13 protein-coding genes are annotated in these 16,592 nt (G+C 34.9%); 3 read left to right on the top strand and 10 right to left on the bottom strand.

Translation table 11 applies throughout. The annotated features are described in order from the left end of the window. The first annotated feature begins 29 nt into the window (after positions 1–29). Positions 30–1,031 (top strand): DUF3078 domain-containing protein, encoded by a 1,002-nt coding sequence (locus tag EDB96_RS03395; protein ID WP_134139230.1) that lies wholly within the window; start codon positions 30–32, stop codon positions 1,029–1,031. Between the two features lie 63 nt (positions 1,032–1,094). Here the strand turns inward: EDB96_RS03395 and EDB96_RS03390 are convergent, their stop codons facing one another. Next, positions 1,095–2,441: a deoxyguanosinetriphosphate triphosphohydrolase gene (locus EDB96_RS03390; protein WP_134139229.1), complete on the bottom strand. Its 1,347-nt coding sequence runs from the start codon at positions 2,439–2,441 to the stop codon at positions 1,095–1,097. A gap of 257 nt (positions 2,442–2,698) precedes the next feature. Next, positions 2,699–3,160, bottom strand: a complete 462-nt coding sequence (locus EDB96_RS03385; RefSeq protein WP_042566180.1) for an Lrp/AsnC family transcriptional regulator — start codon at positions 3,158–3,160, stop codon at positions 2,699–2,701. Positions 3,161–3,318: 158 nt separating this feature from the next. Here EDB96_RS03385 and metE point away from each other — a divergent pair, with 158 nt between their 5' ends. Continuing rightward, positions 3,319–5,640 (top strand): 5-methyltetrahydropteroyltriglutamate--homocysteine S-methyltransferase, encoded by a 2,322-nt coding sequence (gene metE / locus EDB96_RS03380; protein WP_134139227.1) that lies wholly within the window; start codon positions 3,319–3,321, stop codon positions 5,638–5,640. 188 nt (positions 5,641–5,828) lie between these two features. Here the strand turns inward: metE and EDB96_RS03375 are convergent, their stop codons facing one another. Then, entirely contained in the window at positions 5,829–6,416 is a 588-nt protein-coding gene (locus EDB96_RS03375) for an outer membrane beta-barrel protein (protein ID WP_134139226.1), read from the bottom strand. A 195-nt stretch (positions 6,417–6,611) separates the two neighbouring features. After that, positions 6,612–7,193: an outer membrane beta-barrel protein gene (locus tag EDB96_RS03370; protein ID WP_057117562.1), complete on the bottom strand. Its 582-nt coding sequence runs from the start codon at positions 7,191–7,193 to the stop codon at positions 6,612–6,614. Between the two features lie 149 nt (positions 7,194–7,342). On the opposite strand from EDB96_RS03370, the gene gldA reads away from it, so the two are divergent. After that, positions 7,343–8,239: a gliding motility-associated ABC transporter ATP-binding subunit GldA gene (gene gldA / locus EDB96_RS03365; protein ID WP_134139224.1), complete on the top strand. Its 897-nt coding sequence runs from the start codon at positions 7,343–7,345 to the stop codon at positions 8,237–8,239. Positions 8,240–8,425: 186 nt separating this feature from the next. Here the strand turns inward: gldA and EDB96_RS03360 are convergent, their stop codons facing one another. The 6 genes from EDB96_RS03360 to EDB96_RS03335 form a co-directional block, all read right to left on the bottom strand. Continuing rightward, positions 8,426–9,829: a pyridoxal phosphate-dependent decarboxylase family protein gene (locus EDB96_RS03360; RefSeq protein WP_134139223.1), complete on the bottom strand. Its 1,404-nt coding sequence runs from the start codon at positions 9,827–9,829 to the stop codon at positions 8,426–8,428. Between the two features lie 104 nt (positions 9,830–9,933). Next, positions 9,934–11,157, bottom strand: a complete 1,224-nt coding sequence (locus tag EDB96_RS03355) for a dicarboxylate/amino acid:cation symporter (RefSeq protein ID WP_134139222.1) — start codon at positions 11,155–11,157, stop codon at positions 9,934–9,936. Between the two features lie 143 nt (positions 11,158–11,300). Beyond that, complete coding sequence (locus EDB96_RS03350; RefSeq protein ID WP_057117683.1) at positions 11,301–11,954, bottom strand: class I SAM-dependent methyltransferase; 654 nt, start codon at positions 11,952–11,954, stop codon at positions 11,301–11,303. 133 nt (positions 11,955–12,087) lie between these two features. Then, on the bottom strand, positions 12,088–13,044 hold the full coding sequence (gene metF, locus EDB96_RS03345) for a methylenetetrahydrofolate reductase [NAD(P)H] (protein ID WP_057117566.1): 957 nt from the start codon (positions 13,042–13,044) through the stop codon (positions 12,088–12,090). A 162-nt stretch (positions 13,045–13,206) separates the two neighbouring features. Continuing rightward, on the bottom strand, positions 13,207–15,882 hold the full coding sequence (metH, locus tag EDB96_RS03340; protein ID WP_134139220.1) for a methionine synthase: 2,676 nt from the start codon (positions 15,880–15,882) through the stop codon (positions 13,207–13,209). A gap of 267 nt (positions 15,883–16,149) precedes the next feature. Beyond that, positions 16,150–16,563, bottom strand: coding sequence for a hypothetical protein (locus EDB96_RS03335; RefSeq protein WP_134139219.1), 414 nt, complete (start codon positions 16,561–16,563; stop codon positions 16,150–16,152). Positions 16,564–16,592: the final 29 nt, after the last annotated feature.

Genomic DNA, 16,592 nt, shown 5'->3' with positions numbered 1-16,592 from the left:
TGCGATACCAAAAAAAAAAAAATTACCTAATGAAATTATTGCGTTCTACCCTTTTGCTATTATTGCTTTTGAGTACCTCTCATAACTTTGCCCAGATTATACAAACTACCTTGAGTCCGAATCAAGCACCTAAACCGCCTTCGAACTGGACAAAAAAAAATCAACTTGGTTTTGATATCTCCGAAATTGCTTTTGTCAACTGGAGTGCCGGGGGAACAAGTTCTATCTCAGGTTTATTTAAAGGTGAATTTGGAAGAACATACGCAAAGAAAAATCATAAATGGGTAAACGAACTTATCGTAAAATATGGTTTAAACAAACAAGATGGAACTGAATTAAGAAAAACCGACGACGCATTTCAATTTAACTCTACTTATGGTTTTAGAAAGGACACTGCCTCAAACTGGTATTATTCTTCTAAATTAAACTTCAATACGCAATTTACAAACGGTTATAACTATCCCAACAGAGATATTGCAATCTCTAAGCCTTTTGCACCAGCTTATATATTTTTGGGAGCTGGAGCTGAGAATTCAAACAAGGAAAAAAATAGAGTTTTTTACTTCTCTCCTATTACGTTAAAAACTACGTTAGTACTTGATCAATATCTTGCTAATCAAGGTTCTTTCGGGGTTAAAAAAGCAGTTTATGCAACAGATCCACTTGATCCCGAAAATCAGATATTAATCGAGGAAGGACAAAAAGTAAAAGCAGAATTTGGTATACTTTTTACGGCATACATGAAAAGTGAAATTTATAAAAACGTTTTTTATGAAAACAGATTAAGTTTATATACCGATTATTTGAATAAATTTGGTAACGTCGATATAGATTACGACACTCGTTTAGACCTTGTCGTTAATGCATATGTGAAAGCAAATATCGGTGTTCATTTAATATATGATGATGATATTAAAACGAAAAAAGATGTTGTTGACCCAGCTACAGGAACAAAAAGCCAAGTAAACGAAGGTCCGAAGATGCAGTTAAGACAGGTTCTTGGTGTAGGACTTGTTTATGCTTTTAAATAATAAATAGCCCAAAAGCAAAAAAAATATCCTCTAAATCATTTAGAGGATATTTTTTTTAAAACATTAATTATTTTTTCTTCCGTTAATAGTTTCAAATAATTCTAATGCATTTCCGTCTGTCAATAGAGAAACATAATGACAAATATGAAGCAGACGTTCGTACAAATTACCTTTGTCTAAATCATGTTTTTCTGGCAGCATTTTTAAAAGCAATTTATCATAGTTGGAAGCTGTCCCTTCAAATTTATTATTGAAAGCTGTAATAAATTTATCCAATAAGGTCTGGATAATCTGATATCCTACAATTTCTTTTTCGATCACTTCGCGGCTTTGGTAGATTTTATCAACGCTTAGTTTGATAATATCATTCATCTGCGCTTTGTACTTGCTTTTGTCTGTTAAAGCATAAGGGAATTTTCCTTGTAGAATTGCTTCTTCATTTTCGATAAAAACATCAACTGCGTCGTTTATCAAAGTTCCAATTGCCAAGGCTCTTAAATAACTTATACGATCTTCTTTTGTGGTTAATGACTTGTATTTAGAAACTCCAATATTATCTTTCACGAGTTTAATTAAATATTCTAAGGCAAAATCTTCTGAAACCAAACCAAGATTTATTCCGTCTTCGAAGTCAATAATAGTGTAACAAATATCATCTGCAGCTTCGACTAAATACGCCAGCGGATGTCTTTCAAAACCAATATCTTCTCCAGATTTATTGGCAATCATTCCCATATCTTTGGCTACTTCTTCAAAAAATAATTTATCTGTTTGAAAGAAACCATACTTTTTATCGGCGATATCGTTGGTTGGTTTTTTTGGAAGACTTTCTTTTGGATATTTCATAAAAGCCCCCAAAGTTGCATACGAAATACGAAGTCCGCCTTCAATTCCAGGACGGCTTGCCGTAAGAACCGAAAAGCCATTTGCATTTCCTTCAAAATCAATTAAATCCTGCCATTGTTTATCTGTAAGCTGATTTCTGAATTTCTGTCCGTTTCCAATAGAAAAATATTCTCCAATCGCTTTTTCTCCAGAATGTCCAAAAGGCGGATTCCCAATATCATGCGCTAATGAAGCTGCAGCCACAATAGCTCCAAAATCATTCATATGATAACCGTGAATTTCTTTTAAATAAGGATATTTTTCGATGATCTTTTTTCCAACCAAACGCCCAAGCGAACGTCCGACAACCGAAACTTCTAAACTGTGTGTTAAACGAGTGTGTACAAAGTCGGTTTTAGAAAGTGGAATAACTTGTGTTTTATCTTGTAAACTTCTAAAAGCAGCAGAAAATATAATTCGGTCATAATCTACCTCAAAACCTAAACGAGTATCATCTTGTTCTACACGTAATCTTTTGCTTGTGTCTCCTTGACGTTTTAATGATAAAAGTTGTTCCCAGTTCATTTTATAATTTTAGATTGCTGATTTTAGATTTTAGATTGAGAATCTAAACGTCAAAAATACGTTTTATTTTAGGATAAAAATATGCCACGGATTAAATTGGTTTAAAAGATTAATTGTTTTTGTCTGGCACCAATTTCGCTAATTTCCACAAATCATTGTGCTTAAATTAATTCGTGAAAATTCGTGACATTCGTGGCAAAAAAATCAAGTAGAATTTATAAAATCATTTTAATCTGTATAATCTGTGGCAAAAAAAATCAAAACTCTAAAGCAGTACTGTGCTTAATTTCTCCCATAACAAAAATACTGTTCGTGTTCCCGATGTTTTCGATTGTCGATAATTTATTCATTACAAAATCCTGATAACTAGCCATATCTTGTACCAAAATTTTAAGCATAAAATCGTAATCGCCAGCAATGTTATAGCATTCTATAATTTCTGGAAGTGCCACAATATCTTTTACAAAATTACTTCCCACATTTTTGGCATGTTCTTTTAAGCGTACATTACAAAACACTGTCATACCTCTATTCATTTTTTTCTTGTCTAAAAGCGCTACATATTTAGTAATATATCCGTCTCTTTCAAGTCTTTTTATTCGTTCGTAAACTGGAGTAACCGTCAGAAATAGTTTACTCGCAAGGTCTTTTGTATTGATATTGGAGTTTTCCTGAAGGTGTTTTAGAATCAGCAAATCGGTTTTATCTAGGTTTTCCATAGTTTTTTTTACGGTTAAAGGTTCATTAAAGACAATTTCGCAGTAAAATAATCTTCAAAATATAAATTAAAAAATACATTTTACTTAAAATAAGCTCAAATTTAAGTATTAAAACCCAATGAAATACATTTGTACAGTAAAAAATACTGAATCAAAAAATGAAAACAAACAACTTAGGTTACCCAAGAATTGGCAGCAACAGAGAACTTAAAAAGGCCAGTGAATTATATTGGGCGGGAAAAATTTCTGCAGATGAACTTATTGATGCGGGAAAAGAAATTCGAATTAGAAACTGGCATTTACAGTCAGAAGCCGGAGTCGATTTAATTCCGTCTAACGATTTTTCTTTTTACGATCAGGTTTTGGATTTGACTTTGACAGTTGGCGCAATTCCACAGCGTTATCACGAACTGGCTAAAACAAATTCATCACTTGATTTGTATTTTGCAATGGCAAGAGGCGCGCAAAAAGACGGACAAGATGTTGTAGCAATGGAAATGACAAAATGGTTCGATACCAACTATCATTACATTGTTCCTGAATTCACAAAAAACCAAAAGTTTGAATTGTTTTCAGAAAAAATAATCAATGAATTTAAGGAAGCGAAGGACTTAGGAATTGCGACAAAACCCGTTTTGATTGGACCAATTTCATATTTGCTTTTAGGAAAAGAAAAAGAAGAAGGCTTCAGCCGAATTGATCTTATTGACGCTTTACTTCCGGTTTATTTCGAAATATTTGAAAAATTACAAGCCGAAAATGCTGAATATATTCAGCTCGACGAGCCTTTCTTAGCTTTGAATTTAACGGACAAAGAAAGAAATACTTTCACGAAAGTGTACAACGAAATCAACAAACGTTTCCCGAATATTAAAATCATTTTAGCGAATTATTTTGACTGCTTCGGCGAGAATCTGGAAACAGCTTTGGCTTTACCAGTTGATACTTTTCATTTAGATTTAGTTCGATGCCCGCTTCAATTAGATGATATTTTAGAATCTGGGAAATTGGCTTCAAACGTAAATCTTTCTTTGGGAGTTGTCGACGGAAGAAATATCTGGAAAAACGATTTCAAAAAATCATTAGAATTAATTAAAAAAGCGACCGATGCTTTGGGCGAAAACAGAATTCTGGTTGCACCGTCTTGTTCTTTAATCCACAGTCCGTGCGATTTAGATTTAGAAACAAACGATCAGACTTTAACTCCAGAAATCAAACAATGGTTAGCTTTCGCGAAGCAAAAAATCAACGAAATTGTACTTTTAAAACAATTCGCTTCAAACGAAGTTGACGTTAAAAACTCTGTTGATTATGAGCGAAATGTAATTGCAAACGAAAACCGTAAAACTTCAAAATTAATTCATAATAATCAAGTTAAAGCGCGTGTTGCTGGAATTACAGCTTCTGATGACCAACGTAAAAGCACTTTTGCCACCAGAAGAAAAAGCCAAATCGAAGCTTTAAATTTACCTTTATTCCCAACTACAACTATTGGATCTTTTCCGCAGACAGCTGAAGTGAGAAGCTGGAGAGCGAAATTCAAAAAAGGAGAATTAACAACAGAACAATACAACGATTTAATCGAAAAAGAAACCGAAGCTACGATTCGTTTTCAGGAAGAAACCGGAATCGATGTTTTGGTTCACGGAGAATTTGAGCGTAACGATATGGTGGAATATTTCGGAGAACAATTATCTGGATTTACGTTTACCAAAAACGGCTGGGTTCAGAGTTACGGAAGCCGCTGCGTGAAACCTCCAGTTATTTACGGTGATGTTTCAAGACCAAACCCAATGACGGTAAAATGGTCGAAATATGCACAGTCTTTAACTCCAAAATGGGTAAAAGGAATGCTTACAGGACCTGTAACTATTTTGCAATGGTCGTTTGTTCGTAACGATCAGCCACGTTCTGAAACTTGTACGCAAATCGCTTTGGCCATTCGTGATGAAGTTGTAGACTTAGAAAAAGCCGGAATTAAAATCATTCAAATTGATGAGCCAGCCATTCGAGAAGGTTTGCCTTTAAGAAAAGAAGAATGGGCAAACTATTTAGACTGGGCTGTAAAAGCGTTTAGAATTTCTGCATCTGGAGTTAACGACGATACGCAGATTCACACGCACATGTGCTACAGCGAGTTCAACGACATCATTCAAAACATTGCCGACATGGATGCCGATGTTATTACAATCGAATGTTCACGTTCGCAAATGGAACTTCTAGATGCTTTTGCCAACTTTAAATATCCAAACGAAATTGGACCTGGAGTTTACGATATTCACTCTCCGCGTGTGCCTTCGAGTACAGAAATGGTGAAATTACTAGAAAAAGCTTCTGCCGTAATTCCTGTAGATCAGCTTTGGGTAAATCCCGATTGTGGTTTAAAAACACGCCATTGGGACGAAACCAAAAAAGCTTTAATCGAAATGGTTGCGGCGGCTCAGGAAATGAGAGCAACAGTTGAAAACCCTGTGAGTTAATACTTTTTATTTAGATTATATTTTTGTTTCAATGCCAGTAAGAGAAGTCGAAAATCTTGTAGTTATGATTTGTTTCGACTTCACTTTTACTGGCATTGTTTTTTAGAAGCAAAAGATTTTTATAACAACTTTTAGTAAACCAAAAAGCGCTCCCATTTGGAGCGCTTTCTATTTACATGAACCTAAAACTAGAAGTTTTTAGAAATCCCTATGTTTACTGTTTTTCCAAAATTGACGAAAAATTTACTGTAATCAACATCATCGCCGCTTGTATCATAGTTTAATGTTTCATATCCTAATCCGCCAATACTAAAGTTTAACCCAAAACCTTTTTTCATATTGATAAAAAGCGCTGGAGTTATGCCTGTATAAATACCATTGCCTTCATTTGTAGAAATGGGTGATCCATTCCCATAACTTTTATTTTTTTGGTTCTGATAGCCAATTCCCAAATCAGCGAAAACAGAAAAAGTTTCATTTAATGGAACTGTATAACGCACAAATGCACCTGCTTTATATGCATTATATTTCCCTTCAGACCCGTCATGAGTAGTTTTTGAAGACGTTAAAGAAAATTCAGCTCCCACTGTCCAGTTGTCGTGAAACTGATAACCCACTTTTGGAGAAAAGGCAATTGCATCTGTTTTTGTAGGAAAAACTTCGCGCTCAATTTTTTCAGAATTATAGCTAATATTTCCTCCAACTAAAAGTGTTCCCTTTTGGGCATTTGCAAAGCTAACCATAGCTAATGCAAGAATAAGTAGCATTTTTTTCATATGTGATATTTATTAAGATTTCACATACAATAAACAATTAAAATACCAATGTAGAATCGCAACTATCTCCTTAACAATTAATTAAAAACAAACCATTGTAAACAAGTTTAAAATTAAATCATCACAAAGAAATAGTTAAAAAAAAAGCATCCGCGATGGCGGATGCTTTCTGAAATTGAATATATAAAACTTAGATTAGAAGTTTTTAGAGATTCCAATATTAAATGTTTGACCGAAGTTAAAGTAGAATTTGTTAACATCTGGACCGTTATTATCATAACTTAATGTCTCGTATCCTAAACCACCAATGCTGAAGTTTAAACCGAAACCTTTTTGCATGTTAATGAAAAGAGCTGGAGTTACACCAACATACATTCCATCTGCTTTAGATTTTGCAAAAGCATTTCCTGGACCATATTCTTTATATTTTGCATTTTGGAAACCTGCTCCCATATCTGCAAAAACAGAGAAAGTTTGGCTTAATGGCATTGTATAACGAACAAATGCACCTAATTTGAATCCGTTATTTTTTTCTTCAGTTACACCATCATCATCATTAGAAGAACTTACAGTAAATTCACCTCCAACTGTCCAGTTTTCGTGAAATTGGTAACCAACTTTTGGAGAAAAGCTAAATTCGTTTACTGTTCTTTCGCTGTTTGCAAATTCAGTTTTTTCAGAAGTGTATCCAATGTTACCACCTACTAAGATTGTTCCTTTTTGCGCATTTGCAAAACTACAGATAGCCAATGCAGCCATCACTAGAATTTTTTTCATGTTTTTGGGTTTAAATTTATTTTAGCATTCCCTTAACAATAACGATGCCGTGAATAAAGGGCTGTTCGATTTTTTTATATTTACTTTAAAAGATAAAATGTAGCAATCGAAACTATTTCTGTTTACTTTTGCAACAAATAAAAAAGTCTATGTCGATAGAAGTAAACAGCATATCAAAAAGTTACGGAGAGCAAAAAGCTTTAAATGGAATTTCTTTTAAAATTGAGAAGGGAGAAATCGTAGGATTTCTTGGACCCAACGGAGCTGGAAAATCTACTTTAATGAAAATTTTGACCACGTATTTACTTGCCGATAGTGGCTCAGCCCTTGTAAATGGTCATGATGTCATGTCAGACACTAAAGCAGTGCAGCGTTCTATTGGGTATCTTCCAGAGCATAATCCGTTATATTTGGATTTGTATGTTCGTGAGTATTTGGCTTTTAATGCCGATGTTTATAACGTGCCAAAATCTAGAATTGAAGAAGTAATCGAACTGACAGGACTGACACCAGAAAGCCATAAAAAAATTGGTCAGCTTTCTAAAGGATACCGTCAGCGTGTTGGACTTGCAAATGCTTTACTCCATAATCCAGATGTTTTAATTTTAGATGAACCAACTACTGGACTGGATCCTAACCAGTTAATGGAAATTCGTAATGTCATCAAAAATGCAGGAAAAAATAAAACTGTTTTTTTATCGACACACATTATGCAGGAAGTAGAAGCGATTTGCGATCGTGTCATAATTATTGACAAAGGGCAAATTGTGGCAGATAATAAATTAGACCATTTAGTTACTGCAAATAAAGAGCAAGTAATTGAAGTAGAGTTTGATTATAAAGTAGAAGAACAGCTTTTAGCTAAACTGCCTAACATAAGTTCTTACGTTAATACCCATGACATGACATGGGAACTGACTTTTGTTACTGATAAAGATATGCGTCCCGCTATTTTTGATTTCGCCAACGAAAATGGTTTAAAAACTCTACAATTGAATCAAAAAAATAAAAACCTAGAAGCTGTTTTTAGAGAGATTACGAAGTAAGTTTTCAGTCTCTCACCGATAGCTATCGGGACAGTTTTTCAGAGAAAAGCGGATAGTTTAATAAAAACTATCCGCTTTTTTAATTTACTAAATCTTAAAATCAGCAAATTACATTTTAAAACTCAAATTAATTTTAGGTAATAACCCATTTCTTTCAAACAGGCTCTCCTATATTTATATTGACGGTTATATTTGTGAAACTATTTCGACCATTTCTTTCATTACAATTTTAATATCATTTTCAGTTGTTCGCCAATTTACAAACGAAGCTCTAATTCCTTTTCTATTTTCATACAATGTAGGCGTCATAAAAACTGTGCCTGTATCATTTAGCCTTGTTAAAAACTCACCAACTTTATCCTGATTTTCATCTCCTTTCAAAGTAAAACAAACATTATTTAATCGAATTGGAGCCATAAGTTCAAAATCGTCAATTTCTATAATAGCATTTCCAAAATGAAGTGCCAGCAAAGTACTTTTTTCAACAATATCACAAAAGCCTTCTTTTCCATAAGCAACCAATGAAAACCAGACTGGTAAAGCTCTTAAACGACGTGAATTTTCTGGAAGAAAATTTAAATAATTAAAGTTCTCCAAAGCATTACCTAAATAAGGAGCATTTGAGTTCTGAAATGTTTCAATCTGCAGGTTTAAGTGTTCTTTTTTTACTAAATAAAAAGCGCTTTCATAAGGCACATTCAGCCATTTATGACAATCAATTGTAATACTGTCTGCGCCTTCCCAGCCTTCAACCAGATGTTTATATTTATCCGAAACTGCAGCAAAACCCCCAAATGCAGCATCAATATGCCACCAAAAATTGTATCTTTTCTTTAAATCTGAAATAGCTTCAAAATCATCAAAATCAGCGGTGTTTACCGTTCCAGCACTTGAAATTAGAATAAAAGTTTTTCCGTTTAATTCTTTTATTTTTTCTTCTAAATCGATAATGTCTATTGCCTCACGATTCCCTTCAATTGTTTTCACAACTGTGTAATTTTGACTTCCAATTCCCAACATCGATAATGATTTTATGGAAGAAGAATGAGGAGTTGCAGTTAAAATATTAATGGGTTCTGAAATTCCGTTTTTAGCAAAATCCTTTCCAAACTGTTTTCCAAACCATTGTCTGGCAACACCTAAACAAGTAAAGTTTGACATGGTTGCGCCGGTTACAAATCCTCCTAAAAAAGCATCTGGAAGTTCTAATAATTGAAGCAGCAAATTAATAGTTTCAAATTCTATCAATGCCGAATTTCCGCCTTGAGATGTTATCGATTGTGTATTTTGATCGTAAACCGATGCCAGCCAATCACCAACAATAGAAGCAGGTGTGGATCCGCCGGTTACAAATCCCCAATAACGAGGCCCTGGAGACGAAACCAATAAAGGTACTAATCTTTCATTAAACTCTTTTAAAGCTTCTGAAGAACCTAAACCTAATTCGTTTAAGTCTCGTTTGGGATCGATTCTGTTTTTATTTGAAGTTGGAATATTCTCCAAATTATTCAAGAAATCAACGCCTTGTTGTTTGGCTTTTTCTAAGATATTTTCAAAATCATTTAGATCGTGTTGTAGTATTGAATTCATATTTATATAATTTTTGATCTCAAACTAATTGACAGGCTGAGCGAAGCCTAAGCCTTTAGTTGAAATAATATATTTACGGTAAAAATGTGGAACTTATAATAACGTTACCATTTCGTCTTCTCAGAGAATCTCGAAACCATCATCGAACAAATTACATCACCATTTGCATTTAACAAAGTAGCAATCGGGTCAACCAAAGTTCCTAAAATCATAGCAACTGGAAGCGCTTGTTCCATCGGAAAACCATAAACGGTTATGGCTAAGATTTCGCCAATATAACCTCCATTCGGAATTCCACCTTCGACAATTGAAACTACAACTGTTATTCCGAGTGCTAAAAGAATGGTCATAGGATCTGAGAAATCTTTCCCGAACATGGCAAACAAAAAAGTGATTTTTAAAATAGAAGACATACTCGAACCGTCTTTATGCAAAGGCGCTCCTAGCGGAATCACCAAATTACGAACATGTGCCGGAATTTTCATTTTTTCTGCTGCTTCAAGATTGGCAGGAATTGTGGCAATACTGCTGCAAGTTCCTACTGCGGTTAAAGATGGCGTTATGTTATTACTCCAAAAAACTTTAAAAGCTCTTTTTCCGCCTGACACAAGTGCGTATAAACTAAAAAACACAAAAAAGTAAAAGACACAGGCCGCATAATAAACTGCCATAGGTTTTGCATAAACTCCCAACAATTGTGGCCCGAAAACACCAACTTGATAGGCAAAATAAGCTCCCAAACCAATTGGCGCCAATTTCATGATGATGTTTAAAAGTTGTTTCATGACCTCGTTTCCAGAATCGAGAAAACTCTTGAAAGCATTTCCTTTTTCGCCGGACTGCAATGTTGCAAAACCAATTAGAAAAGAAAAAATAATCAATGCCAGCATACTTTTTCGCGACAATAATTCGAAGAAATCATTTGCCGTAAGCAGTTTTGCAATTTGATCTCCTGCAGATCCTGATTGAATTTCCTCAAACGGAACTTTGGCAATAGCGATATCCTCATGAATAGGAAAAAGATAAACGGCGCAAATCATTACAATTGCCGAAATAAGAATTGTCGCCAGAAAGACCAAAACCATAATAAAGAAAAGTTTTCCGAGCTTTTCTGTTCTCTCCAAATTAGCAATCGACGAACCAATTGTAAAAAAGATAAGCGGGATAATGGCCGTGAAAAGTAAGTTCAGAAATATATCCCCAATCGGTTTTATGATCAAAACTTTTTCTCCGAAAACCAATCCAAAAATACTTCCTATTATGATACCTCCAAGAAGCATTAAAATACTGCTGTAACTCTGTAAAAAATTGATTTTCTTAACTTCCATAATTTTAAACGATTATAATTCAGAATGATTAATAAAGAATGAAAGTACTTAAAAAAAGATTGCGAAAATTGACTAGTCATTTTTTTTGCCACAGATTAGTAGGATTAAAATGATTTTTTAATCTCTGTGAATCTGGCAAGAAATTATTTCTCTAGAACAATAGTCGTAAAAGCTCTGTCAACCAATTCTCCTGTTTTGCTTTTTACTTTTTCTGTCTGTGTTTCTGTATACACAATCTTAAATGGTGATTTTTCAATTAGTTTCTGCGCTTTTTCTGTGCTGTACAATTCAAATTCGAATTGAGTAAATGGAAGTTTCTTCATAAAATCTTCCTCTGCAAATGTTAAGCAGAAATTTCCATTTGATTTTAAAACCCTGTAAATTTCTAAAAGTAATTTCTCTGGCTCCTGCCAAAAATAAATGGTATTTACCGTAAATATTTTATCGAAAGATTCTTCTTCAAACGGAATTACATTTCCGTCATAAAGTGAAAAGAAAGCTTGTTTTTGAGACACAAAATTTCTGTTAATCTGGCGCGCTTCCTGAAACATCAGCTCGGACATTTCTAATCCATAATATTTTAGTTTTTCCGCCTGTTCAAACAAAAATTCAACATGACCAGCGTTTCCGTGGCCTAATTCCAGAATTTTATTTTCTTTGGAGATATTTAAATTTTGAATTGAATGGCGCGTCATATTGATGTTTGTTTCGTTCATCATATTTGCCATTTCGATTCCTTTTTCTCCCGATGGATTTTTTAATTGAGAGGCTATTGCTTGTAATTCTTCTTGTTTCATGATCTTTAAAGTTAAATTCCAATAAAAAAAATCCAAATTCCAAGCCTTGTTTATCATTGCGAGGAACGAAGCAACCGCATTAAAAAAGCACAAAAGCTAAACACTTGAGATTGCTTCGTTCCTCGCAAAAACCTTAAAAAACCTGACTCGCTATCTGGCGGATATTCTCAGATTTCCCCATTGAATAATAATGCAAAAACGGAACTCCCGCTGCTTTTAATTCTAATGACTGCTGAATTGCCCACTCGATTCCGACTTGTTTGATTTCAGCATTATTCTTGCATTTATCTACAGCATCGATCAAATCTTCTGGAAGATCAATTCTGAAAATCTGCGGTAAAACCTGTAAATGTCTTTGAACAGCAATAGGCTTAATTCCAGGAATAATCGGAATTGTGATGCCCATTTCTCTTGCTTTTTCTACAAAGGCAAAATATTTTGAGTTGTCAAAAAACATTTGCGTTACTACGTAATCTGCTCCTGCGTCAACTTTTTCTTTTAATCTTTTTAAATCTGATTGTAATGATGGTGATTCTAAATGCTTTTCAGGATAACCTGCAACTCCAATACAAAAATCGGCTTTATTATCAACATCCATTACTTCATGAAGATATTTTCCGCAATTCAAATCATTAATTTGTCGAACCAAATCGATTGCATAATGATTTCCTCCCGCTTTTGGTGTAAAAGACTGCTCATCTTTCATGGCATCTCCGCGAAGTGCCATTACATTATTGATTCCCAAATAATGACAATCTACCAGCATATATTCTGTTTCTTCCTGCGTAAATCCGCCGCAAAGCAAATGTGGAACCGTATCTACATTGTATTTATGTTTAATAGAAGCGCAAATTCCAAGCGTACCCGGACGCATACGAGTCAATTTTTTATCCAAAAGTCCGTTACCGCGATCAATGTAAATATACTCTTCGCGAGAAGTTGTTACATCAATAAACGGCGGTTTAAACTCCATTAAAGGATCGATATTATCATATAATTCCTGAATGCTTTTCCCCTTTTGAGGCGGAATAATTTCAAATGAGAATAATGTTTTTCCTTTGGCGTTTTCTATATGCTCTGTTACTTTCATTTTTTAAGTTATGGGTTATGAGTTAAGTGTTTTGAGTTTTTAGTTCGTGTAAAAAATCTGAAATCAAAAACTTAAATCATTTTATTTGTTGTTTCAAAGTTTCAAGTTTCAGGTTTCAAGTTGCTATAGAGAACTTGAAACCTGAAACAAAAATAACTTTCGTTAATCTGCAATATTAGGATTTAACCATTTCATGGCGTAATCTGTTGGAACGTTTCGTCGTTTGGCGTAATCTACTACCTGATCTTCTTTTATTTTCCCTAGTCCGAAATACCTGCTTTTTGGGTTTCCAAAATAGTATCCCGAAACCGATGAAGCCGGCCACATCGCCATGCTTTCTGTAAGCGTCACTCCAATTTCTTCAGCTACATTCAAAAGCTTCCAAATCGTTGGTTTTTCCAAGTGATCGGGACAAGCTGGATAACCTGGAGCTGGACGAATTCCTTTATAATTTTCTTTAATTAATTCTTCGTTTGTTAGCGATTCTTCTCTATCGTAGCCCCAAATTTCTTTACGTATTTTTTCGTGAAGATATTCGGCGAAAGCCTCAGCAAAACGATCGGCAAGTGCTTTTACCATAATCGAATTGTAATCGTCTAAATTCTTTTCATATTCCGCAGCCCATTCGTCAACGCCAAAACCTGTGGTTACACAAAAAGCTCCCATGTAATCCTCTATTCCGCTGTCTTTTGGCAGAATAAAATCGGCTAAAGCAATGTTTGGTGCGCCTTTTGTTTTTTGCGACTGCTGGCGAAGCGTTAAGAATTTTTCCAGTACTTTTCCGTTTTCGTCACGTAATTCGATATCGTCATCATCAACCTGATTCGCAGGGAAAATTCCGTAAATACCTTTTGCTTTTAGTTTTTTCTCTTCTAAAATTACCTTCAACATCGCCTGAGCATCGTTAAACACAGATGTTGCTTGTTCGCCCACAACCTCATCGGTTAAAATCGCAGGATATTTTCCGTACAATTCCCAAGTTTGAAAAAATGGTGTCCAGTCGATATACGGAACCAAAACATCAAGTTCTATTTCAATGGTTTGTGCTCCAATTACTTTTGGTTTAGTCGGTGTGTATTCAGACCAATCCAATTGTAATTTGTTTTTACGGGCATCTTCAATCGTGAGGAAATTTTTATCTCTTGAACGATTTAAAAATGTTTCTCTAAAAGAATCGTACTCTGCACGAATATCTGCCGCATATATTTTTCGGTTATGATCTAACAGGTTTCCTGCAACCGTAACAGCACGCGAAGCATCGTTTACGTGAATTACCGTTTCTCTGTATTGCGGTGCAATTTTCACGGCTGTATGTGCGCGCGAAGTTGTTGCCCCGCCAATCATAATCGGGATTTTAATATCTTGTTTGTCTAATTCTTTGGCTAGATACACCATTTCGTCAAGCGAAGGTGTGATCAGTCCGCTTAATCCGATAATGTCTACATTATGCTCAATCGCCGCTGCAATAATTTTTTCTGGAGGAACCATAACTCCAAGATCTACAATCTCGTAATTGTTACAAGCCAAAACTACCGAAACGATGTTTTTCCCAATATCGTGAACGTCACCTTTTACAGTTGCCATTAGGATTTTTCCGTTTCCTTGTTTATCTCCAGCTTGTTTGCTTGCTTCAATAAATGGCAATAAATAAGCAACTGCTTTTTTCATTACACGAGCCGATTTTACCACCTGAGGGAGAAACATTTTCCCGCTTCCAAATAAATCTCCAACTACATTCATTCCCGTCATCAAATTGATCTCGATAACTTCGATTGGTTTTGTTGCTGCCAAACGGGCTTCTTCAACGTCTTCTTCAATAAAAGCATCAATTCCTTTTACCAATGAATGTGTAATACGTTCCTGAACCGTTCCAAAACGCCATTCCTGAACTACTTTTTCATCGCTCTTTGCTTCACCTTTTACATTTTCTGCAAAGTCCAGAAGTCGTTCTGTCGCATCGTCACGTCTGTCTAAAATTACGTCTTCAACGTGTTCTAATAAGTCTTTCGGAATATCATCATAAATCGTCAACATTTCGGGATTTACGATTCCCATCGTCATTCCGTTTTTAATGGCGTGGTATAAAAATACCGAGTGCATCGCTTCACGAACCGTATCATTTCCTCTAAAAGAAAACGAAACGTTACTTACACCACCACTAATATGTGCATGAGGCAGATTCTCGCGAACCCATTTTGTTCCTCTAAAGAAATCCAAAGCATTTAAGCGATGTTCTTCCATTCCCGTTGCAACTGGGAAAATATTCAAATCAAAAATAATGTCCTGCGGAGGAAACCCTACTTTGTTCACCAAAATATCATACGAACGCTGGCAAATCTCTACTCTACGATCGTAATTATCCGCCTGACCTACTTCGTCAAAAGCCATGATAATCGCCGCCGCTCCGTAACGTTTGATTAATCTCGCGTGGTGAATAAAAGCTTCTTCTCCTTCTTTTAACGAAATCGAGTTTACAACGCTTTTTCCTTGTACTACTTTAAGACCTGCTTCGATGATTTCCCATTTCGAACTGTCGATCATAATCGGCACTCTCGAAATATCTGGTTCTGCAGCAATTAAATTCAAAAATTTAGTCATTGCTGTAACACCGTCAAGCATTCCTTCATCCATATTAATATCGATGATTTGTGCTCCTCCTTCTACCTGCTGTCTTGCAATATCAAGCGCCTCGTCATATTTCTCTTCCTTTATTAATCTTAGGAATTTTCTTGAACCTGTTACATTCGTACGCTCACCAACGTTTACAAAAACACTTTCGGGCGTAATAATCAATGGTTCTAATCCTGATAATACAAGGTCTCTTCTTTTTTCTGTCATTTCTTTCTAAGTTACTGAGATTCTAAGATGCTTAGATTCTAAGTTTTTATTCTATATTTTTTAGGCTTTTAAACCTATAATCATTTTATTTTGGGCGTGCCCTCCGGTCGGGCTATCCGTTGCAAGTCCTCGCTCTTCCTTCGTCAGGCTGTGGGCTTTCCACTTCTATCCCTCACGCAACATTCGGTTTCAAAACACGTTTTGCGTTTTTCGAATTCCAATTTTCATTATTTATGAAATGAATTCTTGATATATATTTCGCTCCTATTAAACTTTTGTTGTATCTAAACCTACTAAATTCGAAATTGCTCTAAAAGTTGCCATTTCAAAACTTAGTTTATGAGAATCAACTACATGATAAGAACCTCCAACAATTCTAAATTTAAAAGAATTTTTACTATCGCTAACGATGGCTTTTATTGTTGTAGCAATTACATCTAAGTATTCTATTGGGATTTCTTCATCTGAAACTTCCCAGCTAATTTTTTTAGCTCCGCCCCAATCTCTCTTATTTTCAACAATAATTTTTACTTCACCATATTTACAATATCCGGAACTTTGCTGCTTTATTTTTCCTTCGCAATAATAAGATTCTTCAGAAAATTCAAAATCGGCAAAAGCTTGAATTAATTCTTTGTATGAAGACGGATTTAAAACAACTCTATGTAGTAGAAATTCCATACTTATCTTTTAAAAAATTCACCAAACTA

The sequence above is a fragment of the Flavobacterium sp. S87F.05.LMB.W.Kidney.N genome, from assembly GCF_004366435.1.
Taxonomy (GTDB): Bacteria; Bacteroidota; Bacteroidia; order Flavobacteriales; family Flavobacteriaceae; genus Flavobacterium.
The sequence above is the reverse complement of the archived record's forward strand: the minus strand, read 5'-3'. Positions and strand labels throughout refer to the sequence as shown.

Coding starts and splice junctions, on each gene's coding strand:
- EDB96_RS03395 (WP_134139230.1), top strand. CDS start 30: ATGAAATTATTGCGTTCTACCCTTTTGCTATTATTGCTTTTGAGTACC.
- EDB96_RS03390 (WP_134139229.1), bottom strand. CDS start 2,441: ATGAACTGGGAACAACTTTTATCATTAAAACGTCAAGGAGACACAAGC.
- EDB96_RS03385 (WP_042566180.1), bottom strand. CDS start 3,160: ATGGAAAACCTAGATAAAACCGATTTGCTGATTCTAAAACACCTTCAG.
- metE (WP_134139227.1), top strand. CDS start 3,319: ATGAAAACAAACAACTTAGGTTACCCAAGAATTGGCAGCAACAGAGAA.
- EDB96_RS03375 (WP_134139226.1), bottom strand. CDS start 6,416: ATGAAAAAAATGCTACTTATTCTTGCATTAGCTATGGTTAGCTTTGCA.
- EDB96_RS03370 (WP_057117562.1), bottom strand. CDS start 7,193: ATGAAAAAAATTCTAGTGATGGCTGCATTGGCTATCTGTAGTTTTGCA.
- gldA (WP_134139224.1), top strand. CDS start 7,343: ATGTCGATAGAAGTAAACAGCATATCAAAAAGTTACGGAGAGCAAAAA.
- EDB96_RS03360 (WP_134139223.1), bottom strand. CDS start 9,829: ATGAATTCAATACTACAACACGATCTAAATGATTTTGAAAATATCTTA.
- EDB96_RS03355 (WP_134139222.1), bottom strand. CDS start 11,157: ATGGAAGTTAAGAAAATCAATTTTTTACAGAGTTACAGCAGTATTTTA.
- EDB96_RS03350 (WP_057117683.1), bottom strand. CDS start 11,954: ATGAAACAAGAAGAATTACAAGCAATAGCCTCTCAATTAAAAAATCCA.
- metF (WP_057117566.1), bottom strand. CDS start 13,044: ATGAAAGTAACAGAGCATATAGAAAACGCCAAAGGAAAAACATTATTC.
- metH (WP_134139220.1), bottom strand. CDS start 15,882: ATGACAGAAAAAAGAAGAGACCTTGTATTATCAGGATTAGAACCATTG.
- EDB96_RS03335 (WP_134139219.1), bottom strand. CDS start 16,563: ATGGAATTTCTACTACATAGAGTTGTTTTAAATCCGTCTTCATACAAA.